Origin of the sequence: Rhodococcus sp. BS-15 (assembly GCF_000813105.1) — a bacterium.
Classification (GTDB): Bacteria; Actinomycetota; Actinomycetes; order Mycobacteriales; family Mycobacteriaceae; genus Rhodococcoides.
In genome coordinates this window covers 53458-77264 of the sequence record NZ_BAOX01000003.1, presented here as the reverse complement: position 1 = coordinate 77264, position 23807 = coordinate 53458, and the positions used below count along the sequence as shown (strand labels likewise).

Below are 23807 nucleotides of genomic sequence, written 5' to 3'. Positions count from 1 at the left end.
GCCCGGGGCGCTGTCGTTTTCGAAGCGGCCCCAGGGCGCAGCGGGATCCAGGTCGAGGCTGCGTGCGAGCTCTGCGTACTCGTCGACGGTGAGCAGCGAGGAGTGATTCTGCGGATGTCCCTGAGTGGGCAGTCCGAAGCCCTTGACCGTGTACGCGACGATCACGGTCGGTCGGGTGTCGTCGATGCGAGAGTAGGCCTCGCGCAACGCATCCAGGTCGTGTCCGCCCAGGTTGCGAATCGACTCGGTCAACACGGTGTCGTCGAGGTCGGCGATCAGGTCTGCGATCGTTTTCGCATCCGGTCCCGATCCGGGCAGTCGGGTGCGCACTTCCTCGGCCGTGCAGCGCAGCAGACGTTGGTACTCGGGGTTCGGCATGTCCAGGATTCGTGTGCGGAGAGCATCACCGCCGGGTCGAGCGAACAGGTCTTCGAGCAGTCGACCGAATTTGACGGTGATGACCTGCCACCCGGCGGCGTCGAACATCTTCTCGAGACGGCGGGCGGCGATGTTCGGCACGACGCGATCGAGGGACTGTCGGTTGAGGTCGACGATCCAGACGATCTCGCCCAGTTCTGCGATACCGGGGTCGATGATCGCTTCCCACACGGCACCTTCGTCGAGCTCGGCGTCACCGACCAGTGAGTACTGGCGTCCGCGAAAGCCCGTTCGCGGGGAGTCGTCCGGGCCGAAGCGGTCCTCGACGAAGCGTCGCGACATCGCACCCCAGATCGGTGCGGTGGCACCGATTCCCACCGAGCCGGTCGAGTAGTCGACGGTGTCGGGGTCTTTCGAGCGCGACGGGTAGGACTGCAGACCGCCGTAGGCACGGAGCGTCGTCAGATACTTCTCGTCCAGTTCGCCGAGGAGGTAGTTGATCGCGTGCAGCACCGGGGAGGCGTGGGGTTTGACCGACACGCGGTCTCCCGATTGCAGTTGCTCGAACCACAGTGACGTCATGATCGACACCATCGACGCGCAGGATGCCTGGTGCCCGCCGACCTTCAGCCCGGTGGGGTTCGGCCGAATCCGGTTGGCGTGGTGGATCATCGACGTCGACAGCCACAGCACACGCTCGGCGATATCGTGCAGGTCTTTGCCGTCACCGACCGGCGATCGGCGGTCGGCGGGGCTGATGCTGGTCATGGCAGATTGCTCCTGAATCGACGATGAAGAACGTCCTGATGCCGGCCGAGGCCGAGGGCACGCGAGAAGAGCGGACGACGCGGGACCGAGTGTGGTCCTGTGGTCCGGGCGGGCGTTCGGGTTGCGAATCGCCGGATGGGTGCCACTGAGCTGCGATGGGGGACAGTGGACCAGTCGCTTCCCTTGTTGCGCAAGTGATGCGGCAGAAATAGTGCAGATTGCACAGTTCAGGGGTGCCTGCTGCTACCGAACTTGGTCGTATTGACCTCAATCGTCTTTCTTGGGACGAGGGTGCGTTGCTGCCACTACCGCCTCGAAGGTATCGACGACCAATTCGACCACCGCATCGAGTCCGAGATCGGGGGTGTCGAAGTACGCATCGGCGGTCCGGTCGAGAAAGCCGGTCCACCCGGAGATGGCGGCACTCTGCAACGGAGACAGGGGTTCCGAAAGTCCGGCGAGGGCTGCCACCTGTCGAGCGCCCTCCGTGCGGGCTTCTTTGACGGCGTCTTCGACGACGGAATCGCCCAGTTCTCCCTCGCGAATCACCCGGACGTAGAGGGCGCGGTGACGTTCGAGGAACTCGATGTGGCGTCGGACGAAACCTTCCACGCGAGCCCGCACCGATTGCTCACCGGCCTCGGGTTCCTGGAATTCGGCCAGCTTCGCCAACACGTCGGCCAACGCTGCAGCGACGAGGCCCTGTTTGTCGGTGAAGTAGTAGAACAGCAGCCCGTGGGCCACCCCTGCACGACGCGATATCGCCGCTGCGCTGATGTCGGCACTGTTGCCCTCGGCCAGTAGCTCGATGGCGGCGTCGATCAGAGCCTGTCGACGGTCCATCCGGGGACGGGCGCGGCGGGACCGCTCGGCACCGGGGGACGCGTTGGTCGACACCGATCCGACATTAGTGCACGAACGACCTGCTGGTTTGACCGATGCTCAATATATTGACTGCTAGTCAAACCCGTCGTAGCGTAGGTCACATCAGCGTTGCCGAGGAGAGGCGAGTTCGATGAGTTCGACGCAGGAAGAACAGGGCCGAGCGCTGTCGCGGGTCGGACCCGACTACATCGCCCACTGGGTGGTGAAGTCCGCTCGTACCGAGGAGATGGTGCGGTGGTACGGCACGGTGTTCGGTGCCGAAATCGCGTACCAGGACGAGCAGATCACTTTCTTGACCTGGGACGACGAGTCGCACCGCCTGGCGATCGTCGCGGTGCCCAAGCCGGTGCGGTTCCTCTTCCCGCTGGCCAAGCTTCGGCGCAAGGCCTACGGAATCGACCACATCGCGTTGACCTTCGTCTCGCTCGAACGGCTCCTCGAGAACTACGTCCGGCTCAAGCGTCTGGGCATTCTCCCGGTGTGGTCCATCAATCACGGGCCCACGATCTCGCTCTACTACGAGGATCCCGACGGGATTCGCCTCGAGTTCCAGGTCGAGAACTTCGATCCGGACAACAACGCGGCGTTCTTCTTCACCGAGGAGTTCGCGAAGAACCCGATCGGCGTCAACATCGACCCCGATTACCTGCTCAGTCAGCTACGCAACGGCGTGCCGCACGAAGAACTTCGTCGGCGTGAAGCCGGAACTCGGCCCGGTCATCCGGTGATCGCCAACAAGAAGACCATCACGCCGAAAACTCTGTAGGGGGACTTCAAAGCTATGCCTGTCAACGTAATCCGTACCGCCGATGCCTGGTGGCGTCTCGATGGCGACCGCGCGATCGAGATCGAGACGTCGGCCGAGACCACCGGGCAGCTGCTCGCCGACCGCGATGCCATCACCGCCGCGTCGGGGCCCGGCACGGGTGTCGCCGAACTCGAACTCGTCTCTCCCGTCACGGCTCCGTGCCGGGTGGTGGCGCAGCTGCTCAACTATCGCTCGCACGCCATCGACGCCGGGTCGGACCCGAAGACTCTGCAGCCCACGTTCTTCCGCAAGTCGTCGGCCTCGATCAGTGGGCCCAACGATCCCATCAGGCAGCCACCCGAGGTCGCACTGCTCGATTACGAGATCGAACTGGGGGTCGTGGTCGGAGCAGAGATTCCGATCGGAACCACGGTCACCGACGACACGCTGTCTAAGTACGTCGCCGGGTTGGTGGTGGCCAACGACGTCTCTGCGCGTGAGATCCAGCTGACCAAAGTGCAGGTGTACGAGAGCAAGTCGTATCCCACGTTCACCCCACTCGGGCCGCGGTTGGTTCTTCTCGACAACGACGAATTGCGCCGCATCCCCGAGTTGCACATGAGCCTGGCCGTCAACGGAGAATCGCGTCAGGATCAGACGATCGGCAACGACCTGATCACCCCGCCTGCCGAAGCTCTGACCAGGTTGGCCAGGTTTCAGAACATGACGGCCGGTGATGTGCTGCTGACCGGCACACCGATCGGGACCGCCATTTCTGCTCCGCCCAAGTTCGTGCAGAAGGTCGGCGAGTTGATTCCGCCTGCCCTCAAGTGGAAGTTCTTCTTCGCGCGCCAGGCGAAGAACCCGAACTATCTGTCGGTGGACGACGTCATCACGGCGAGTATCCGCACCGCCGACGGTGCCATCGATCTGGGCACGCAGAGGACCGTGGTCCGATGACCGCACCCGTCGTCATCATCGGGGCGGGGCCGGCGGGAACCACTGCTGCACTTCTGCTGGCTCGCAGAGGGATTCGGAGCATCGTCCTCGAGCGTCGGGAGAAACCACTGTTCCATCCGGCTGCGCATGTGATCAATGCCCGCACGTTGGAGATTTGGAACGAGTACGGCCCGGAGCTGGCGAAGTCGATCGCTGCGATGTCGCCGCCGCACGAGACCGTCAACCTGATCAGCTGGTACGGCGGTCTGGCCGATGGCGCGATCGGGTCGATCGACCTGCTCTCGGATCCCGATCGCAAGGCCATCGTCGAGAGCCAGAGCCCGTTCATGGTCTCGCACATCGGCCAGCACATCCTGATGCCGGTGTTGTGGGACGCGATCGAGGCGGAGCCGCTGATCGATTTTCGTCGTGGTGTCAACGTGCGGTCGGTCGACCCGGCCGTCGACGGTGTCCGCGTCACGGTGGGTGGGGATTCCTCCGAGATACAGGCTCAGTACGTGCTCGCGTGCGACGGCGCGAACAGCCCGACTCGTGATGCGGCCGGAATCTCCCTGTCCGGGCCGGTTCTGGCAAACATGGGTAGCGCCTTCTTCACCTCCACGACCCTCTTCCCCGACGATGCGCGGCCGTTGCTGAGTTGGATCTACACGCCCGAGCTGTGTGGAGTGCTCATCGCCCACGCCGAGAATCGATACATCCTGATGACGGCGTATCTCCATCCGGACCAGGAGATTGCCCGCAACGGTAAGCAGTTCTGGGCCGAGACGCTGCCGAAGGTGTTGAACGGTCACAACTTCGAGTTGGAGTCGACGGGCACGTGGGTGATGACGTCGCAGACCGCCGACAGCTTTCGGCGGGGTCGACTCCTGCTGCTCGGCGACGCTGCGCATCGGTTTCCGCATACCGGCGGCTTCGGACTCAACTCGGGAGTTCAGGACGCCCACAACATTGCCTGGAAGCTCGACGCAGTCCTGTCGGGGGCCGCGTCGGACTCGTTGCTCGACACCTACGACACCGAACGTCGTCCGGTGGTGGAGAAGTTCGCGAAACAGAGCGTGGACAACCACTTTCGGATGGATGCCATCGGGAAGAAGGTAGGCATCACCAATGTCATGCTGGCCAAGGCCACCACTGCGATGGGCCGTGCGCCGCTGAACAAGATCCCCGGTCGATTCATTGCCCCGATCGCCGCTACGGCAACGCGGAAGCAGATGAGTCGCTCCCGCAGGTTGAACCCACAGTTCGCCGGATCGGCCGGGTTGCGGCAGCAGATCGCCGACGCCATTCCGCTTCAGGTGGAGCACTTCGTCTCGACCGGCCTGCAGTTCGGCTACCTCTACGCCGGTTCGCTGATCGCGCAGGACGCGTCGAGCACGCCGGCCGAGGACGTGGTCGATTACGTCCCCACCACCTATCCCGGTGCCCGCCTTCCGCATGCGGTGCTGTCGGTGGACGGCACGCGTGTGGACGCGCACGACGCGCTGGATCCGAACAGGCTGACACTGTTGACGTTTGCCGGTGACGAGTGGGCCCCAGTGGTCTCGACGCTCGCAGCAGGCGGGCCCGGGGTGGTCACGGTTTCGGCCGATGCGCCGACCGGAACCGAGCGCAGGCAACTGATCGACCTGTACGAGGTGGGCGAGGTCGGGGCAGTGCTCGTGCGCCCCGACGGACATGTTGCGTGGCGTACCGCAGGCTCGGCGTCCGATGCCGGTGCGTCGCTCACCGGCTTTCTGAACACGAAGTGGGCGCCGTACTTCGCTGCCGTTTCCTAGACCGAAACCGAACCTCGTATGGATGCGAGTGCGCCCGGCTAGAGTGCGCGCATGCACAAAGTACCTCGCGCGATTCGGGCCATGGGAATCAATGCGGTTCGTCTGTACAACCGCCTGGAAGTGTCGGTCGCGCAACCGGTTCCCGACGAGCCTGTGTTGTTCGTGTGCAATCACGGGTTCGGCGGAGTGATCGATCTGAACGTCTTCGCCTTCGCAGCAGCGTACGACGATCTGGACCTGTCCAGGGAAGTGATCGCGTTGACGCACCAGATCGCGTGGACGCTGCGTGCAGGGAAATTGCTCGAGCCGTTCGGCGCTCGGCCGGCTGCTCGACAGAACGCTCTCGATGCGTTCGAAGAAGGACACAATGTTCTGGTCTTCCCCGGCGGCGACCTCGATGCACTCAAGTCGTGGCGGCAACGCAACGAGATCGTCTTCGCCGGACGCAGCGGCTACGCCCGTCTGGCGATGGAGGCCGGGGTGCCGATCGTTCCGGTGGTGACCGCGGGGGCTGGTGAGTCTCTCCTCGTCCTCAGTAGCGGGAAGCGCATCGCCAAAGCGCTTCGGCTGCACAAGTCGTCATTCAGGGTCAAGACGGTGCCCCTGTCGATATCCATTCCCTGGGGCGTCAATGTCGGGGTGGTCGGGTTGCTTCCGTATCTCCCACTACCGACGAAGCTCCAGACGTCGGTGCTCGCGCCGATGCGTCCCGAGCCCGACGAGTCCGCGGAGGAATTCGCGCATCGCGTTCACTCGGTGATGCAGGCAGAACTCGACGAACTGACCAAGGACCGCGTGCCGGTGATCGGCTGAGCTGTCAGCCCGGTCCTTCCCATCCGCACGCTTCGCAGGAGGCGTAGATGCGGCTGTTGGCAGGTCCCACGGCCGGCGAATCGATAACGTTCTCTCCCAACGTGATGTGTCCACAGATGGGGCAGATACCTCGGTAATCGAGGTTGAAGCTGTAGGTGAGCACTTGTACTCGATCCTGTACGTCGAATGCCACTGCCGTGCGTGTCTCGGTCGAGCAGCATGTGTCCTCGGCAGGAAAGTGTGCCGAGGTTCGAGTCGCCGCAACCCTGCGCTGTGTACGGAGGCCGGCCATCGACTGCCGCTTCTTCGCGATCGAACTCGTCGACGTCAGCGACAGTAGACCCCGAGCCCCCAGCACGTCGATAGCCGATGACGTGACTGTCCGGACCGTACCTGTCGGTTTGACATCGGGCGTACGGTGAAGGAATCCGGTGAAGGTCATCACCGTGGACAGGCCTCGTGCACGTCGACAGGTGTAATGACTGCACCATCTGGGACTCGATCCAATGACCGACCGACCATCCGAACATTCGACGCCGAACGAAACCTCTGAGGCATCCGATTTCGACAAAGAGATACTCGAGGCTCTGTCGGCACCGACGCGCCCGCCCTCTGCGGAAAGCTATTTCGCTCGAGACACGTTCGAGGCGCTCGACATCTTCCGTGGAATTCTGCTCGAGCACAGTCGATTCGAGACGCTTCTCCAAGGGCTGTGCGAGCAGGCAGTCGCTGCAGTTCCGGGAGCTGATATGGCAGGAGTTACTCTGCTGCATCATGATTCGGAGAATCCTGCAACTGCAGCGTGTTCGGACGCGCGTGTCGTGGATGTCGACACCGACCAATACGACGCCGACGAAGGCCCCTGTCTCGAAGCCGCTCGAACCAACCGCATCGTCTGTGTTCGGATCGACGAGGCCGCGATCCGCTGGCCGACGTTTGCATCCGCTGCGGAAGGGATAGGAGTCAAGAGCTATCTGTCCGCACCGCTTGCAGTCGACTCCGAACACGCCGGATCACTGAACATCTACAGTTTCGACGGTGATGGCTTCAGAGACGTCGACGAAGTCCTGGTCAAGATGTTCGTCACGGCGGTAGAGGCCGCGGTGTGGAATTCACGTCATACGGAAGAAGCGAAGCAGGAGTCAGCCGGTCTGCGCGAGGCCATGAGAACCCGTGCCACCATCGAGCAGGCGAAGGGCATCTTGATCGCTGTGCGAGGTATCTCCCCCGAGGCCGCGTTCGCCGCTCTGGCCGAGCAGTCCCCACGTGAGAACACTCGGTTGGCGGTCTTGGCGGCGCGGGTAGTGGACTCGGCTGTCGAGGGCACACGTCAGCATCGGTGAGTCGATCGGTCTGGACACGGGCCGTAGGGTCGGTGTCACGCCGCCGAACGAGCGCAGACGAAGTTTCACACGAAACCGAACCGACCCGCTTCATCGAAGGTCGAGAAGGTCGAGTCTCATGACCGACACACCTATCCACGACGAACTGCAGAAGTTCATGAAGATGAGCACGCGGGGTAGTGATCGTACGGTCGAACCCGTGGCCTCACCGGTGCCTGTCGCGCTGTCCTCCCAGGCCCCTGCGCGACACCACCGGGCCTGACGGCATGGCCACCGCACGTGAGAAGCAGGACGAGGCCCTTGCCGTCTACCGGCGAGCGAAGGATCGCGAGCACGGACTCGCCGGTGTACGCGGGCAGTCCGACTCCGATGTTCCGTTGCTAGTCGACCATGACGATGCAGAGATGCGCAGTGCGATCGACGCGGACATATCGGCGCAAGAGGCGCTGAGCGTCGCGCTCAGAGCCGAGGACGACTGACTTCGGTCGGCTAGGTCAACGACTGTGCAGCGGGGTCGATGGCCGCGTGTACTCCACCGCTGTACGACGTCGGAAGTTCTCGGCTGCACAGTGTTTCGGCCTCCTCGGCGGAGATTCCCAGTGCCCGCAGGACCCGTTGTGTCGTGCCGTCCACGGTTGCCGCTTCGTCGCGCTCGGGTTGGGCGAGCAGCAGTCGCCCGATGGACAGCAGTGAACCGGCCACGATCGCGAGGGCGACATCTGCGTCGTCCACATCGAATCGCCCTTGGGCGACGGCTGATTCGATATCGCGGCGTGAACGCGGTGCCAGGCCTCCGGCTGCGGCGAATGCCGCTGCCTCGGAATTGAGCAGGACGCGACTCAGTTGCGGCTCGAGGCGGAAGAGTCGTCCGGACAATCTGAAGGACTGGGTGAATTTCTCGACCGGGTCGTCCAGGCCCACGGTGAGGGAGTCGAGGTAGTCGCCTGCGGATTCGAGGGCCGTGTCGATGGCCGCCTGCCACAGCTCTTCTTTGGTCTCGAAGTAGTTGTAGAACGATCCATTGCTGACGTCGGCGGCTTGGGTTATTTCCAGAACTGGTGCGTTGGTGTTGCCGCTCGCCAGGAATCCTTGCGCGGCCCGAACGAGAGCGGCTCTGGTGCGAGCCTTTCGGCGCGCGACACGGTTGCCTTCCACCACGGGCTGCTCCTACTCGACAAGTTGTGAGGCCAGCCTATCGCCTGTCAAGTATGACGATTTCGTCAAAAGCCTTGACTGGCGATGCTCTCATGGGTGACGATATCGTCATTAACTGACCTGCATCGAGGACTTGCACATGACTCACGCTGTTTCGATTCCCCAGTACCGAACGAACATCTACTCCACCGACGCCATTCTCGATCCGTACCCGCACTACGCGAGGTTGCGGGAACTGGGCTCGGTGGTGTGGCTCCCAGGCCAGCAGGTGTTCGCGATCACGCGGTACGCCGAGTGCAAGGCGGTGTTGCTCGACGACGAGACCTTCGTCTCCGGGGACGGCGTCGCGCTCAATCCCATCGCCAACCGGCTCGGCCGGGGTACGACCCTCAACAGCGACGGCGACGAGCACGCATCGAAGCGCGCGGTTCTGGCCCACCGGCTGACTCCGAAGGCTGTCCGGAAGATGACCACGGCGATCTCGGAGAAGGCAGAAGGCATCGTCGACGCCGCGTTGAGCAAGCAGTTCGTCGACGGCGTCGACGACCTCGCAACGGCACTGCCCATGTCGATCGTTCCCGACCTCGTCGGCTGGCCCGAAGACGGCCGCGAAGACCTCCTCCGTTGGGCCGGCGCAACGTTCGACTCCCTCGGCCCCGTCAATCGACATTCGGCGACCGCGGTGAAGGCTGCCACCGAGATGCTGAGCTTCTCCAAGCGGGTGGTGCGCGAGCGGTCGGTCCTGCCCGGAAGTATGGGCGAGGACGTGCTGATCGCCGCCGACGAGAATCGACTCGAGAAGTCGGCGTGCCCGGCTCTGATGATCGACTACCTCGGCCCATCACTCGACACCACCATCGGAGCGATCTCCGGCGCACTGGACCTGTTCGCTCGACATCCCGAGCAATGGCAGGCGATACGGCAGAACCCGGACCTGATTCCCAACGCCGTCAACGAGGTCGTCCGGTACGAGTCACCCATCCGAGCATTTTCCCGACGAGCAGTGCGCGACGCCGATGTCGGCGGATCGAGGATTCCCGCAGGGGCCCGCGTGCTGGTGATCTACGCGTCGGCGAACCGCGACGAGCGCGAGTGGGACAACCCCGACACGTTCGACATCACCCGCGATGCGGCCCGCCAACTCGGCTTCGGTTCGGGAACCCACGGCTGCGCCGGTCAAGGACTGGCGCGTCTCGAAGCGCAGACCATGCTGCGGGTGCTGGCGCGTCGGGTCGAACGATTCGTTCCCTCGGGAACACCGAAAAGGGCCGTCAACAACGTCATTCACCGATACGAACGTCTGCCGCTGAAACTGGTGGCAGCAGAAGGGACACAGCAATGAGAGTCGACGTCGACTGGGATCGGTGCGAAGGGCACGGAATCTGTGCCGATCAAGCTCCGAAGGTCTTCAGCCTGGACGACGAGGGCGAGCTGCACTACTCCTTCGACGGCAGCGACATACCCGACGACCTTGCCTCCGCGGCACGCTCGGCGGTCGGCGCGTGTCCGGTAGCGGCGCTCCGAGAGAGCAAGTGAGCGCCGCCGACCGTCGCATCGTCGTGGTCGGAGACTCCATCGCCGGGTGCACCGCCGTCCGCGAGCTCCGCGCCCGTGGGCACCAGGGTCCGATCACCATGATCGGTGCCGACGACGACGGCTGCTATGCAAGACCGCCGTTGTCGAAGCATGTGCTCAAAGGTGAAGCAGCCGAGGCCGAAACGTGGGACCTGTCGGATCTCGGTATCACGGCGATCGTCGATCCCGCGGTGTCGATGGATACGACGCGACGATTGGTCACCACGACTGCCGGAATCGACGTTCCCTACGACGCTCTGATCGTGGCCACGGGAGCGTCCGCCCGGCGCATCGCCGGTCCTGATCAGGCGGGTGAGAGCGTGCTGCGGACCTTCGCGGACGTCCGCGCCCTGCGTTCGACACTGGACGAGGCCTCTACCGCAGTCGTGGTGGGTGCAGGGTTCCTCGGCATGGAAGTCGCGAGTGCCTGCGCTGCACGCGGAATCGCGGTGACCGTCGTCGATGTGGATCCACCGCTGCAGCGGCTCCTGGGTTCCTTCCTGTCCGACGCGATAGTCGCGCGAGCCCAGGCTGCGTCGGTCGAGTTCGTTCGGGCGGACGCCCCCGTCACGTTGGTCGGTGATCCCGTCGCGGGTATCGAGTTCGCAGATCGAACGCTGACTGCCGACCTCGTCGTCACCTGCGCCGGTGATGAGCCGCAGACGAGTTGGCTGGACGGTGCCGGTATCGCGGACCGGTTGGGGGTGGGGATCGACTACCGTTGTGCCACAACCATTCCCGGTATCTTTGCCGCCGGAGATGTCGCGTACTCGCGCACGGCGTCGCGTCGAGCACCGTTCTGGTCGAATGCCGTCGCGCAGGGCAAAGTTGCTGCGGCCTCCGCTCTCGGCGTCGAACCGACCTGCCCACCCACCGACGACTATTTCTGGACCGAGATCCTGGGGCTGTCCATCAAAGTCGTCGGTCCTCTTCCCCTGCAGGGAGATCCGACCGTTCTGGAAGGATCCGTCGACGACGGGTCTGCCCTGCTGCAGTGGACCCACGAGGACGGCCGCACCACCATCGTCGCATTCGGCATCAAGAAGCCCGTCGGTCTGCTCCGGCGGTTGGCTCGCGAGAACACTGTCTCCACTACCTGAGGAATGTAACCATGGCTATCGGCACCACACTTGTACGACGCCTTCCCGAAATCGTCGGGTTGGGCCGTGCGGCAATCGGAATCGCCCATATGATCGCGCCCACTCGCGCCAACGAACTCCTGGCCGGACCCGACGCCGCTGTGGCAACCACGCGTGCTGCCGCCCGCACCTTCGGAATCCGCGAGATCTACATCGGTGGCGGGCTCTATGCGGCCACCAGGTATGCACCGACGTTGGTGCGCCCCTTGCTGCGCGCCGGGGTGGCAGTCGATGTCTGGGATACCGGTGCCTTCGCTCTGACCGCGTATCTGCCGCAGCGCACGCGCGTGGCAGGCTGCGCAATCGCCGGAGGTTTCGTCGTTGCCGGTGTGCTTGCCGATATACAGCTCTGACGCAGTAGGAAAGGGAGTGGGCCGGTCAGAACACCAGCGAACGCGCAGGCAGCCCGGCCACTCCTTCTCTGGCGAATGCTGCCCATGTCCGACGTACCGTGGCGGCCAACGCCGGCGGCGGTGTGTGGCCGGCCAACATGGGCGCGTCCGACCATGCGTCACCGAACAGCAACGGCAATTCGATGCAGTGACATGCCCCCAACGGTGCACCTTTCGGTGCCCAGTCGACTCGGTATGACGCGACCCGACCACCGGCGCGGTGCCACATCTTCACCATCGAATCCACACCGAACAGCATGTTGGTGACGAGACGGACGACCGGAGCGGTGAGCACCGAACTGACAACGCCGAACCTGTTCAGCCACAGCATGTTCGACACGATGTCGACGAACGGCGCAGCATCGTCCCTGGTGTGACCGATCAGAAGTTCGACGCGAGTGGCTGTCTTGCGTAGGGCGGCGTCGGGGTCACCGGACAGTGGCTCGAGGTGAGCAACCGGCCCGAACGGCATTCCGCCCGCGGCGCCGAACCTGCGCACGGCCTGAGTCACGGCCCGCTCTGCATCGAGAACCTCCGACGCAGGTGCGGTGGCCGGGTCCGTGGAGAACCGACTCGCGAAAGCCTTTCGTGCCGTGTCGTACAGCGCCGAACGGCCCGAGCGCAATCCGAGCGGTGCACTCTGCACGATTGCTCGCGAGAACAACCCTGCGGCCGCCTCGCACGCCATCAGCGAAAGGATGGCATCGCCGCCCGCGGACTGACCGAACAGGGTCACAGTGGTCGGGTCGCCGCCGAATCGATCGATGTTGGTCGACACCCAGCGCAGTGCGGCGATTTGATCCTGAACACCGATGTTGCTGTCCCCCGAGTCTTTCGGGGTCAGATAGCCGAAGCCGCCGAGCCTGAAGGTGACGCTGACGACCACGACGCCCTCCCGGACGAGGTGGTCTGCGTCGTACTTCTCGGCCTCCCCGCCGCCGGAGACGTAGCCGCCGCCGTGCAGCCACACCATGACCGGAAGTCCCTCGGCCGCAGCGGGAGCGGTCACCGACAGCACGAGACAGTCCTCGCTCTGTTCGAGCCGGTCGATCATCGGACCGGTGACATTGTCGAGCCGAGAGGGCAATTGAACGCAGGCCGGGCCGCGGCGGGTGGCGTCGCGCGTCGTACCCGGGGTGTCGACCGGTTCGGGCCACCGAAAGCGCGTGGCGGTGGCGTAGGGGATTCCCCGTGCGTGGATCAGCCCGTCGGCTTCGACTGCTTCGAGATCTCCGCTGGTGGTGCCCGTGATCGTTCGCCGCGTCGACCCGGCCGTTGTCTCGTCGTTCAAGTCCAGAACCCCCTCTGTCGAACAGCGTGAGCATATCGTCCGCCCGTGGCGTCATAATCGGACCATGCGGTCCAAGCGGAAGATTCTCGATGCCACCCTCGGGTTGATCGCCGAGTCCGGCTTCGAGGGCGTCACGATCGCGGCCGTGGCTCGTGCTGCTGGTGTCACGCGTCAGACGGTGTATTCGATCTTCACCACCCGCGAGGACGTCATTTCCGAGGCGATGGTGGGGCTCATCGTCGAGGTACTGGGTGGCATCAGGGAGAAGGCCGATCAAGCCGAGACCCCGACGGAGTTCATCGTCGAGACGTTTGTGGCCGCCCGCAACCTCATTCGGCGCGAACCGGTTCTCAATTCGTTGCTGCGCTCGGGCAATGCGAACCCACTGTTCGACGCGGACATGATGGATCGGGCGCTACCTGTGGTGCGCCAGTTCCTCGACGGATACGTCGAGCACAATCCCGGCTTCGACTCCCGGCAGTTCGACGGTATCGACGGGGTCATCGTGCGGGTGGGTCTGTCGGTGATCCTGTTCGACGACCCCTCCATTCACGAGGACGACGGTTTGCGTCACTATCTCGAGCGCTGGTTGATTCCCGTCCTGCCTTTTGGTTAGCCCGGAAAACTTGACACCCGCCGGCACTTCTGTCTAGTTTTGCACGGCGCGTACGTGTGACCCGAGTCTCGGTGCGTGCGCATCCGCGACTGTGGGGGGAACGTGTCGAATCTGAACCGTCGGTCATTTCTGGGTGCTACTGCGGTTGCAGGCCTGGCCGCAGTGGCGGGTACCGGCGTGGCCCGCGCAGCCACCGGCACCAGAACTCAGGTTCCGCTCACTCGTGAGGACCATCGCGTCGTTGTGATCGGATCGGGATTCGGCGGTGGCGTCGCGGCATTGCGTCTGGCCGAGGCCGGCATACCCGTTCTGGTGCTCGAGCGCGGAAGGCGTTGGCCCACAGGTCCGAATGCGAATACCTTCCCCAACGCGACCGCGCCGGACAAGCGCATGCTGTGGTACGGCTCGAGCCCCAATCTGTTCGGTAGGCCCGTTCCGTTCGATCCGTACGTAGGTCTGCTCGAGGCCGTCCCCGGCGACAACATGACCGCGCTGTGCGCCGCGGGTGTCGGCGGCGGATCCCTGATCTATCAGGGAATGACGCTGCAGCCGTCGCAGGCCGTGTTCGAGACACACTTTCCGGTCGAGCTCGACTGGACGACGTTGAATGCAGTCCACTACCCCCGGGTCGCGCGGATGCTGCAGCTCGCGCAGGCTCCCGACGAGTTGATCGACACACCCAATTACCAAGCGGCGCGGGTGTTCGCGGACTGTGCGCGTCGGGCGGGGCTGCCGGTGTCGAAGATTCCGATGCCGATCGACTGGAACTACGCGCTCGACGAGACGCGCGGAGTGATGACGCCGTCGTACACCAACGGTGCGGGTGCCTTCGGAGTGAACAACGGCGGCAAGCATTCTGTCGACGTCACCTACATCGCGGCCGCCGAGGCGACCGGTCTGGCCACCGTGGCAACACAGCACAACGTCACGTATGTCGAGCGCGCTGCCGACGGCCGCTGGATCGTCCACGTGGACCGAATCGATTCCGACGGAACGGTGTTGGAGAACAAGATCCTCACCACCGGTGCACTGATCATGGCGGCGGGAAGCCTCAACACCACCAAGATGCTCGTCCGCGCGAGCGCCACCGGGGCCATTCCCGATCTGCCCGACGAACTCGGGCAGGGCTGGGGCACCAACGCCGACCGCATCTACGTGTGGTCCAGCATCGAGCAGCAATTCGGTGCGCCGCAGGGTGGTCCGGTGGTGTTCGGCAGCTTGAACTGGGACGACCCGCGCACCGCGCATACCGTCATCCAGGCATCGATACCACCACTGTCCTTCGATGCCCGCAGCACCATGCTCGTCGGCTACGGAGTCAGCAACGGGCGCGGCCACTTCGGCTACGACTCGACGCGAGACCAGGCCCAGCTGCACTGGCCGGCCAACGGCGACGCCGTCATTCAGGACGGATCCATCGGCCCGACGGTTCGTCGCATCGCCGGTACCGGCAGCATTCTCACCGACACCAATGCGCTGTTTCCATCCACCTGGCATCCGTTGGGCGGGGCAACATGGGCCCGGTGTGCGACCTCGACGGCCGCGTACACGGCCAACGCGGACTGTATGTGCTCGACGGTGCCTGATGCCCGGCAACACCGCGGCCTGCAACCCGTCCATGACCATCGCTGCGCTCGCCGAACGAGCACTGGACAACATCGTCGCTCGCGACCTCGGCACCGTCATCTGACACTCGGAAGAAAGAGACCGATGTACCCGTATCGCACCATGATTCGTGTTCTCGTGGGCACCGCACTGCTGGCATCGTCGGTGACCGCGCTCGGTACCTCGACGGCGCACGCCGATACCGTCGACGACTTCTACGTGCCACCTGCGCAACTCGAAGACAATCCCGGGTCCGTCGTTCGGACGCAACCGATGTCGTTGTTCGCCGCTCTGCCCGGTGCGGACGGGGTGTATCCAGCGCAGGCACAGCGCGTCATGTACACCTCCCGCACGCAGGACGGTGCGCCCGTCGGGGTGACGGGTACGTTCATCGACACCGAGGTGCCGTGGCGAGGTGCGGGCCCGCGTCCGACGATCGTCGTGGCACCGGGCACGATGGGTCAGGGAGACCAGTGCGCACCGTCGCGAGCCTTCCCGACCTCGATCAACGCTGTGACACAACCATTGTCGATCTCGTTCAACCAGGAACTGTTGTCCTCGGCCCTGTGGGGGTCGATGGGCGCGAACGTGTTCGTCACCGACTACATCGGATTGGGAACACCCGGTATCCACACCTACGTGAACAGGGCGGAGCAAGGTCATGCGGTTCTCGACGGTGCCCGCGCCGCACTCGAACTCGCGGGTGATGCGGACGCGCCCATCGGAATCTGGGGCTACTCGCAGGGCGGTGGTGCCGCAGCGGCCGCCGCCGAACTCGCGTCGGAATACGCACCGGAACTCGATCTGAAGGGAACGTGGGCAGGCGCACCGACGGCAGACCTACTGGATGTGTTGGGGACGGTCGACGGCACCCTGATCGGCGGTGTGATCGGCTATGCCCTCAACGGTTTCATCGAGCGGGACCCCACGTTGAAGCCGCTCGTGCACAGCAGGCTCACCGATCACGGCAAGGCGGTGCTGAACGAACTGTCGACCGAATGCATCGGCGACACCATTCTCGAGCATCCGTTTCTGCGCACGGAGTCGTTGACGAAGGACGGCAAGTCGATGCTCGAGAACCTTCGCGCCATTCCCCAGGCCGGTGAGATCTTCGACGAGCAACGCATCGGACGGCGTACACCCAATGCTCCGGTGTTGATCACCAGCGGAATCAACGACGACACAGTGCCGTACGGCCAGGCCCGGCAGTTGGCGGACGACTGGTGCGGTCGCGGTGCGACCGTGCAGTTCAACAGCAACCCATTGCCGCCGATTCTGCAGGGCGCGGTGTTGCCGAACCACTTCGGTCCGCAGCTGATCGACGGCTACGGTGGAGAAGCTGCCCAGTTCTTGATGGACAGGTTCGCCGATCGTCCCTTGGCAGCATGTACTTTCGACTGATCATCGACCGCTGGCGATGGCGGGAGATGCGACAATTTCCTGATCCCTCGGCGGTGAGCGGGTCGATCAGGGGGAGTGCGGTGTCGGTGACGCTGTGCCCGGTCATTCCGTTGCGGGCCCGTGCTACCGACTAGGGACGCCTCCCACCGGCGACATGTATCGCGTCGCATCCGGGCTGTCATCGACTCGGGTGGTCCGACCATCGTCTTTCAGCCGATCGTTCGCGCGGTCGACGGCTCGATCGAGGGATACGAGGCTCTCTCACGTTTTCCGGAAGGCGGCGGCACCACCGAGAGTTGGTTCGCCGACGCCGTGTGCTGTGGACTCGGGGCAGCTCTCGACACGTCTGCCGTCATGAATGCCCTGAGGGAGTCCGCTCAGCTCCCGCACGGATCGTTCCTTGCTGTGAATCTCTGTGCCGCAACACTACTGGCCGACTTCTCGTTGGTGGGACATCTCGTCGAATTCGGCCAACGACGGCACCTGATCGTGGAGATCACCGAGCATGCCAGCATCGACGACGAGGTCGGGGTGCTGGCGGTGCTGGCCGAACTCAGACGCGGCGGCGTCGACATCGCCGTCGACGATGTGGGCTCGGGCTACGCGGGTCTGCGTCACCTGGTGCTGCTCGAACCCGATGTCATCAAGCTCGACGCGTTCGTCGTGCACGGCATGAGGGAGAACCGGATCAAGATGGTGGTGGCCGAACTCATCCTGGATTTCGCGCGAAGACCGGCGCGCGCTGCGTGTTCGAGGGCATCGAGACCGACGAGGATCTCGATGCGGCCACGTCGATCGGGGCCGACTTGCTGCAGGGCTATCGACTGGGTCGCCCTGCAGCGATGCATCAGTTCACGCGGGACTGACTGTCGACCGGAAGCCCAGAAGTGTGTGGCTCAGGCAGCGAGAGGGACTACCGTTCCCTGCTCGACGTCGTTGTATCGCGCCGTGATCTTGTTCAGCTCCATTTGGTAGTACAAACTCTGCAGTCCGAAGACGAAGGTGAGCAGAAGCCCGACGACCGAGCTGCAAGTCGGCTGGAGGCCGGCTGCGCGTTGGGCGTCGGCGATGCGGTTTCCGGTGTTGTAGTAGCTGATCAGGGGCGCGATGATCGGGGAACGGTTCTTGTACGACGAGAGAAATCGTGTACCTGATTGTTGTGCTCCAGCCCGGGCCTCGGCTGCGGGTGTCCCCGCGACTAGGACTCCGGAGTGGAGCACGGAGTGCCTACCTGGAATCGACCCGACTAACGCATGCCGGACGAGAAGCTCCCGCGCTTCGAGGCCTCGCGTGGCACCACGTCCTCGGCCGCGACGATTACGTCGTCCACATCCGCACTCTTGACGACGACCACTCCGTCTGCGTCGGCGGCGCTCCATCACAGGAGTAGGCGACGAAACCTCGCAGTGCAAGAGGCTCGCTCAGGCGACTCGGTCCGTCGTTGTAGGGCCCGGCCGGTGTGACGCATCGGGCAAAGACGGGTAGTCCCAGTTCGGCCAACGCATCGGCGTCGCGGACGGCACCACCGATGACGAAGCCCGCGATCGCCAGTGATTTCGCACGGATGCCGATCAGATCTCCGATGAGGGCGGGGGTGTCGTCACCCGAACCGTTGACTACGATGACGTCGCCGGGGCGGGCGTGGTCGAAAGCCTTGGTTGTGGAGTTTGTCGCCCGATCGGGTCCAGACGGTGTAGGCGCGCCCGGTGACCACTGCGCCAGCCCAGATCGTGGGAGGTGCCGATCAGGCCGAGATCCACGCATCGGGAGGCAATGGGGCTGCGTCTGTCGGCCGACAGACCAGGGTAGATCCTCATTCCGCTGACAGTCGGCGTAGTCGCCGGGTCCTTCGGGGTGACCGGCATTCTGCTCGGTAGTGCACTAGTGCTCAGAGGACCGATCGTCGTGGCCTCGCACCCGCGGAGTCGAGGCTTGAGCCCCTCCCCAGTTGACGCCTCCTTGGCGGAATTTCTAGGCAGACCGCTCAAAAGTGCCGATAGAGGCCACCTACCAAAATTGGGTAAAGCTCGGCGTTTGGTAGATGCCTTGCGCGGATTGGCCGCGCTACGGACACGGCCCCTTCCCTTCTCTGACTAACCCGCAGTAACTTAAGGCAGCCATAAATATCATTCCAAGCCCTGGCTATCTGGTTGGGCTGCGGTGCACAAGCCCGCGTTGCGGGCACGGAGCAGAGCTGGCACTGGGTCGCCGGTACCCGATCATCCGCGGTGTCGAACGGCAGTAAAGGATGAAGTCCAAGGACTCGTTTATATGTCGGGGACGCTTTCTCCTCCTTCTTCGAACTGGATTTTACAAGGAAGGGCGTCCAGGTTGAATACCATCGCATGATCAGTCTCGAACTGTGATCGGTTCCTTTTCGCCGGCAGAGGACTATTCTTGGGGTACGGGCTGTCAGGAGCGCATTGGCGGTAAGAGTGAACACAACGGCAGAATTCGCGGCTAGGGAACCGTTTGAGGTTGCGATGACGTAAGCTCACGCAAAAAAATGGCGATCCTGAAGTGGTCGACGTTCAAAACAAAAGTAACTACTGCAGCTCAGGTTAATGTCTGGCTAGCCCAGTGCGGCGCGGACTAGTACCCGCGACTAAGTCTAGTAATTGTCTTGTCAGTCTTTGCCACTGCTTGGGCATCCGTGCAAGCTACTCCATCGTGAGCCGCAGCGTCCATCATCCGTCCGAATGACATGAAACAATGGCGGAGAGGGTGGCACGGAGCGTGCGGTGGGCAAAATCCGAAGCGGCCGGGTTCGCCGACCGCAATGAGGGGTGCTTGCAACGGCCCGGTGCCGCGAGCACTCGCAGCGAAACGACCTGTTGACGAAAAAGCGACCAGCGGAATGTGCAACTACTTAGGTTGCTCGTCCAGAGGTTGCTCGGGCAGACCCACGATGGTGCGGTATCAGACTCATGACTCTTCATGCGTACAACTATGTGGACATCGCCAGGACGATGTAATCTTTGGCCAAGTCAAGTGTGAGGAGACCGATGGTCAAGGTAGCGGTAGTCCAAATCGATTACGTCCCCAGAGTCATGACTAACCAGCTAAGACTCTGGCACCGGAGGAGCCACTATTTACGACCGAAGACCTCATTAACGGGACAACAGATGTCCGGCCTTTCTTGGATTCTCAAATTGGGATAGATATAACGGAAGCAATCGATTCTATTATCGATACAAATATCCGTGAGTACGAGGACTATATGCGGCTGAAAATAGGCCAGCTCCTCACGTTTATGATCAAAGAGAAGGCCGATATTGCAGTATTTCCCGAAAATTCGATACCCCCGTCCGCGCTGCCAGTACTCATTGGTCACAGAGATAGGATCGCGACCTTCGCAGGCTTTGGGTACATTCGACCCGAGGACGTAGTGCACCTGAAACAGTCGGGCGTAATTGACGCACATAAGTTCATCCAAAGAAATATTGCGGTGTTCGTTCCGGTATCTGGCGATCCAATAGTTGTTTCCAAGAAGCACGACGCGCAGGGCGAAGTTATGGATCCGGGAGAAGGGCGAACCGTAGTTGATTTCGTAGATTCGAAAGATAATCGAATTCGGGTTGGTCTTGCCATTTGTATGGACCATCTAAGGCAGAAAGGCGATGCTGAATCGGACATGGACCTAGTCTCGGCGCTATCAAAGTCGACGGCGGAATTTACTGGCCCGGTGCCGAGGAGGCCCACGGCCGTCGCGAATCATGCCGCGTTCGGCGGGTCGATTGTCTCCGCGGCATTCATGTCGGCCATCGACTTCGTAAACAGCAGGGGAACCGATCCGCTACCTCCAGGTGCGGAAGGAATACTGATCGTCGAGTGGAATGGCTCACCAACAGTTCCGAAGGGTCTGCAATCAGTTAGGAACAGTCTGACGGTGCGATCGGCTCTATTGTATGACGACAACGTCGCGTCGGATCTCGGGGAGCTCAAAGGAATCGCAAGCCTATCTGACATGATGAATGAATGGCCAAAAAGTAAATTTCAGGACCCGTCTTTTACCGGCCAGGTCGCCGGGGCGTTGGCATACGCTGAGTCAAATTCGTCCAACCCAATACTCGTAGACGCGCTGAAAAATCTGGAAAGACGTTCCAGGCGGGCAAAAGGTGACTCGGCGGACTGGTCCCTTTATACAAGGCATTTGCGACTTAGTGAAATTCGGTCCCCGATTGATGTAAGATATAAGGCACTTGACCGTTTGCGCAAGGAATTGTTGAGGATGGTCTCCGGCGGTGCGAGATGGGATCGATGCTTGACGAAGTTACCCGGACTCAGAACAGGATACGGCCTAAGCACTCAGACCGGAAGCTGACTGCACGAGGTGGACGGAACGGCGCGGTAGATGGAGCTGGAACAGATTCCGGTCGCCATGTCTTACTTGCCCTCAGGCTCGGCAACTACACCGGCGAAGATGCGGCCAAGTCGTTAAGCGATCAAGCTCACATACTTCAATTACTTGCCACCTACGAACCTGGGCAGGTTGAACTTCAGTATAGATTGTGGACCGAAAGATCGTCAGCGGGCGATTTGGTTCCGTTTTTCGATGTGTACCTAATTTGTGCGAGCGAGAGCGAATCAATTCAAACTGAGCTGATGGCCTCCATTGGGCAATTGATGATGATCTCGTTTAGGCAAGGATGGAGTGTTTCATCTCTTGAGCTGGTCGAGCCGCCGGCGCAGGATCATGTTTATGAACTCCCCCAATCGGGGAACGTTGTCCCAAAAATACAAGACGACTGGTCTTCAGTGGTCGACTATCTGCGTGTCTTGCCTGAGCCCTCCAGTCTAGTAATCTTCGTAACTCCCGTCGATGGACTGGTGCAATCAAATGTTCCGACTCCGCATCTCGACGTTGAATATTCCAGCGCAGAGGAAAAAGTTGCGAACAGTATTTACTTAAAAAGCGCTATGGCAGAACTCGATGCGGTTCGAGCGCTAGACCTCAGTACGTCAGTTACTAGTAACGCGGAAATTCAAACCTCGGTTCTTCGGGTAGTTGCAGGAAAGCTGTACGGGTTGACGCCACCGAATTCTCAGATTGATGGCACGCTCCGTTTAGGCCTGGCACCGTCTCAAGTGCTTCGCATTGCGCATCCTCCATACGGACACATTGAGGGTAGGGGTCTAGCGCAGCGGCGACGCTTCACTCGAAGTTTACGGCAAGTTCCGATCGCAACCTCCGGTGTATCACTTGGCACTGCGGTATCCGAATCTGCCACCGGCGACCAGGACGTGCACCCGCGACTGAGTGACGAGAGCCGTCTACAGCATTTGTATATCGTAGGACGCACAGGCTCGGGTAAGAGCAACTTACTCAAGCACCTTGCCAGGCAGGATATCGAAGAGGGCCGTGGCCTCGCTGTCATCGATCCGCACGGCGATCTAGTCGAGTATCTTCTCGGCCATGCGGGCAAGAGAAAAGACGAAGTACTTCTGCTTGACTTTGGCGACCCCGAATGTATCCCGGTGATTAATCCGCTGGATCTCGATGTTCACGATGCCAGCGAACAAGCTTTGGCTATCGAAGATTTTATTCGTTTGATCACTCGTCAGTCGTTCCATGAATTCTATGGGCCTCGTTTTGAGGCGCTCGTTCGGCTAACGCTGCGCTCGATGGCTTCGTCTGGCTACCCAATCGAAGAAAGGACGGTGGTCGAGCTTTCACGAATACTTCAAACCAAAGAACGCAGATTGTGGATAAAGAATTCGCTGACCGACCAAGATTTGATCAGTGAATGGCAAAACTTCGATCGTCAAGGTGATCAAGAGGTAGCGCAAGTTCTAAACTGGGCCTTGTCGAAGTTTAGCGAAATGAATGGGGATCATCTTCTCGGGCAGGTATTGGGCGGTGGACGTAGCACCGTCAGCATTGACGATGTCGTGTCGGAGTCGGGTATTCTTCTTGTGACTATTCCGGAATGGGAGATGAGCAGGTCGGCTTCAACCCTACTCGGATCGTACATTCAAGAATGTCTGCGCAAGGCAGTCTTCCGTCGTGCACGTCTAAATCGGGGAAAGCAACTTAAACCGTTCTACCTGTATGTTGATGAATTTCAGAACTTCGCAACAACAGATTTTGATGAGATGGTAGCTGAGGCCCGTAAGTTCGGGCTCGGGCTCACGCTTGCTAACCAAAATCTTCGCCAGTTAGAGGAGTTTTCTCGCTACAGTGGTACGTCCAGCCGCAGGCTGCTCGAAGCCGTAGTAGGGAACGTCCTAAACATGGCTGTCTTCGGATCGAGCCCGGAGGATAATCGATATTTTGCCGACTATCTGGGATTGAAGGCAGAGTCGCTGACGCGTCTTCCACGATACACGCCTGTAGTCAGCGCGCTGGTGTCCGGGGAACAGTCTCTTTTTACAGTCAAAGTGCCAAACGCCTCAAGTAACGAGGGGTATTCGGAAACTAGGCGTGAGATTCGTGAACGGCACAGGTTATTGGGACGCGTTAAGAACCGGAGCGACCTTAGTGCCGGGATTGTGGAGCGGGAATCCTTGATTGAGAGCAGCGTGGTGCGCGCGCGTGAGCAGCAGCGTCGGGCACGTAATGAACAGAGGAAGCCTGCCGCCACCGACCGATCGGCGACACCATCTTTCCTTGACGAGTGGCTAGAGAAGAGGAAGAAACTGAATCAGGAAACCGGAGCGGTGAGTCAGAACCAGAAATCGGCGCCTCGCAATAGCGATGGTGTTCGTTTAACTAAGCACTCGGAAATTCAGCCGGGCTCGGCTAGCACTAAGGGTCAGGAGTCTGAAAAACACAGTGCTGAATCGGGGGACAATGAATGACCTCTGATTTGATCTAGATCGATTCTGCAAATCGGAGTTATACATCTTAGTGGAAGGGTTGACATACATGGCGGCGGTACTATGGGGAATTCCGGTTGGCGTATTGTCGTCCATTTTCACCTGGTGGATACTTTGGCACGCGATTGCGCCTCGGGGGCAGTA

At 61.8% G+C, this 23807-nt stretch carries 21 protein-coding genes and 2 pseudogenes; 17 read left to right on the top strand and 6 right to left on the bottom strand.

The genetic code is table 11. From position 1 onward, the window contains the following. Together RHBS_RS01125 and RHBS_RS01120 are read right to left on the bottom strand one after the other, a co-directional pair. A pseudogene (locus RHBS_RS01125) lies at window positions 1-1146 on the bottom strand (pyruvate dehydrogenase); the annotation flags it as partial. 267 nt (window positions 1147-1413) lie between these two features. After that, window positions 1414-2043 (bottom strand): TetR/AcrR family transcriptional regulator, encoded by a 630-nt coding sequence (locus RHBS_RS01120; RefSeq protein ID WP_128644627.1) that lies wholly within the window; start codon window positions 2041-2043, stop codon window positions 1414-1416. Between the two features lie 118 nt (window positions 2044-2161). On the opposite strand from RHBS_RS01120, the gene RHBS_RS01115 reads away from it, so the two are divergent. The 4 genes from RHBS_RS01115 to RHBS_RS01100 are packed head-to-tail and all read left to right on the top strand — an operon-like array spanning window position 2162 to window position 6327. Next, window positions 2162-2797 carry a VOC family protein gene (locus RHBS_RS01115; protein WP_128644626.1) on the top strand — a complete coding sequence of 212 codons (636 nt, stop codon included), beginning with the start codon at window positions 2162-2164 and terminating at the stop codon, window positions 2795-2797. Between the two features lie 15 nt (window positions 2798-2812). Next, complete coding sequence (locus RHBS_RS01110; RefSeq protein WP_128644625.1) at window positions 2813-3739, top strand: fumarylacetoacetate hydrolase family protein; 927 nt, start codon at window positions 2813-2815, stop codon at window positions 3737-3739. After that, on the top strand, window positions 3736-5514 hold the full coding sequence (locus tag RHBS_RS01105) for an FAD-dependent monooxygenase (RefSeq protein WP_121871215.1): 1779 nt from the start codon (window positions 3736-3738) through the stop codon (window positions 5512-5514). Before RHBS_RS01110 ends, RHBS_RS01105 begins: the two co-directional genes overlap by 4 nt. Before the next feature lie 51 nt (window positions 5515-5565). Continuing rightward, entirely contained in the window at window positions 5566-6327 is a 762-nt protein-coding gene (locus RHBS_RS01100; protein ID WP_128644624.1) for a lysophospholipid acyltransferase family protein, read from the top strand. 4 nt (window positions 6328-6331) lie between these two features. Here RHBS_RS01100 and RHBS_RS29565 read toward each other — a convergent pair whose 3' ends face one another. Beyond that, window positions 6332-6520 (bottom strand): hypothetical protein, encoded by a 189-nt coding sequence (locus RHBS_RS29565; protein ID WP_128644623.1) that lies wholly within the window; start codon window positions 6518-6520, stop codon window positions 6332-6334. A 313-nt stretch (window positions 6521-6833) separates the two neighbouring features. Between RHBS_RS29565 and RHBS_RS01090 the strand changes: the two genes are divergently transcribed. From RHBS_RS01090 to RHBS_RS01085, 3 genes are all read left to right on the top strand, one after another. Further along, window positions 6834-7670 (top strand): ANTAR domain-containing response regulator, encoded by an 837-nt coding sequence (locus tag RHBS_RS01090; RefSeq protein ID WP_128644622.1) that lies wholly within the window; start codon window positions 6834-6836, stop codon window positions 7668-7670. A 118-nt stretch (window positions 7671-7788) separates the two neighbouring features. Continuing rightward, entirely contained in the window at window positions 7789-7932 is a 144-nt protein-coding gene (locus RHBS_RS28645) for a hypothetical protein (RefSeq protein ID WP_187298314.1), read from the top strand. 4 nt (window positions 7933-7936) lie between these two features. Next, window positions 7937-8149, top strand: coding sequence for a hypothetical protein (locus RHBS_RS01085; protein WP_128644621.1), 213 nt, complete (start codon window positions 7937-7939; stop codon window positions 8147-8149). Window positions 8150-8159: 10 nt separating this feature from the next. Here the strand turns inward: RHBS_RS01085 and RHBS_RS01080 are convergent, their stop codons facing one another. Further along, window positions 8160-8828 (bottom strand): TetR/AcrR family transcriptional regulator, encoded by a 669-nt coding sequence (locus tag RHBS_RS01080; RefSeq protein WP_128644620.1) that lies wholly within the window; start codon window positions 8826-8828, stop codon window positions 8160-8162. A 136-nt stretch (window positions 8829-8964) separates the two neighbouring features. Between RHBS_RS01080 and RHBS_RS01075 the strand changes: the two genes are divergently transcribed. Genes RHBS_RS01075 through RHBS_RS01060 form a run of 4 tightly spaced genes read left to right on the top strand, consistent with a single transcriptional unit; the run spans window position 8965 to window position 11892 of the window. Next, on the top strand, window positions 8965-10167 hold the full coding sequence (locus RHBS_RS01075) for a cytochrome P450 (RefSeq protein ID WP_128644619.1): 1203 nt from the start codon (window positions 8965-8967) through the stop codon (window positions 10165-10167). Further along, the gene (locus tag RHBS_RS01070; protein WP_128644618.1) at window positions 10164-10361 is read left to right on the top strand and encodes a ferredoxin; all 198 of its coding nucleotides are present in this window, start codon (window positions 10164-10166) and stop codon (window positions 10359-10361) included. The genes RHBS_RS01075 and RHBS_RS01070 overlap by 4 nt, the downstream gene beginning before the upstream one ends. Continuing rightward, complete coding sequence (locus RHBS_RS01065) at window positions 10358-11500, top strand: NAD(P)/FAD-dependent oxidoreductase (RefSeq protein ID WP_128644617.1); 1143 nt, start codon at window positions 10358-10360, stop codon at window positions 11498-11500. Before RHBS_RS01070 ends, RHBS_RS01065 begins: the two co-directional genes overlap by 4 nt. An 11-nt stretch (window positions 11501-11511) precedes the next feature. Beyond that, window positions 11512-11892 carry a hypothetical protein gene (locus RHBS_RS01060; RefSeq protein ID WP_128644616.1) on the top strand — a complete coding sequence of 127 codons (381 nt, stop codon included), beginning with the start codon at window positions 11512-11514 and terminating at the stop codon, window positions 11890-11892. Between the two features lie 25 nt (window positions 11893-11917). Here the strand turns inward: RHBS_RS01060 and RHBS_RS01055 are convergent, their stop codons facing one another. Next, a complete protein-coding gene (locus RHBS_RS01055) occupies window positions 11918-13222 on the bottom strand; it encodes a carboxylesterase family protein (protein WP_237668910.1) in 1305 nt (434 codons plus the stop codon). 64 nt (window positions 13223-13286) lie between these two features. On the opposite strand from RHBS_RS01055, the gene RHBS_RS01050 reads away from it, so the two are divergent. From RHBS_RS01050 to RHBS_RS01035, 4 genes and pseudogenes are all read left to right on the top strand, one after another. Beyond that, window positions 13287-13838: a TetR/AcrR family transcriptional regulator gene (locus RHBS_RS01050; protein WP_128644615.1), complete on the top strand. Its 552-nt coding sequence runs from the start codon at window positions 13287-13289 to the stop codon at window positions 13836-13838. Window positions 13839-13940: 102 nt separating this feature from the next. Then, window positions 13941-15528: pseudogene (locus tag RHBS_RS01045) on the top strand (GMC oxidoreductase). Window positions 15529-15548: 20 nt separating this feature from the next. Beyond that, window positions 15549-16844 carry a lipase family protein gene (locus tag RHBS_RS01040; protein WP_237668909.1) on the top strand — a complete coding sequence of 432 codons (1296 nt, stop codon included), beginning with the start codon at window positions 15549-15551 and terminating at the stop codon, window positions 16842-16844. A gap of 120 nt (window positions 16845-16964) precedes the next feature. Then, window positions 16965-17819 carry an EAL domain-containing protein gene (locus RHBS_RS01035; RefSeq protein ID WP_187298313.1) on the top strand — a complete coding sequence of 285 codons (855 nt, stop codon included), beginning with the start codon at window positions 16965-16967 and terminating at the stop codon, window positions 17817-17819. A gap of 342 nt (window positions 17820-18161) precedes the next feature. Here RHBS_RS01035 and RHBS_RS01020 read toward each other — a convergent pair whose 3' ends face one another. Then, a complete protein-coding gene (locus RHBS_RS01020; RefSeq protein ID WP_236745320.1) occupies window positions 18162-18608 on the bottom strand; it encodes a hypothetical protein in 447 nt (148 codons plus the stop codon). A 1375-nt stretch (window positions 18609-19983) separates the two neighbouring features. Here RHBS_RS01020 and RHBS_RS01015 point away from each other — a divergent pair. Together RHBS_RS01015 and RHBS_RS01010 are read left to right on the top strand one after the other, a co-directional pair. Continuing rightward, window positions 19984-21168, top strand: a complete 1185-nt coding sequence (locus tag RHBS_RS01015; RefSeq protein ID WP_128644613.1) for a hypothetical protein — start codon at window positions 19984-19986, stop codon at window positions 21166-21168. Then, on the top strand, window positions 21105-23645 hold the full coding sequence (locus RHBS_RS01010) for a type IV secretory system conjugative DNA transfer family protein (RefSeq protein ID WP_187298312.1): 2541 nt from the start codon (window positions 21105-21107) through the stop codon (window positions 23643-23645). The genes RHBS_RS01015 and RHBS_RS01010 overlap by 64 nt, the downstream gene beginning before the upstream one ends. The last annotated feature ends 162 nt before the right edge of the window (window positions 23646-23807 follow it).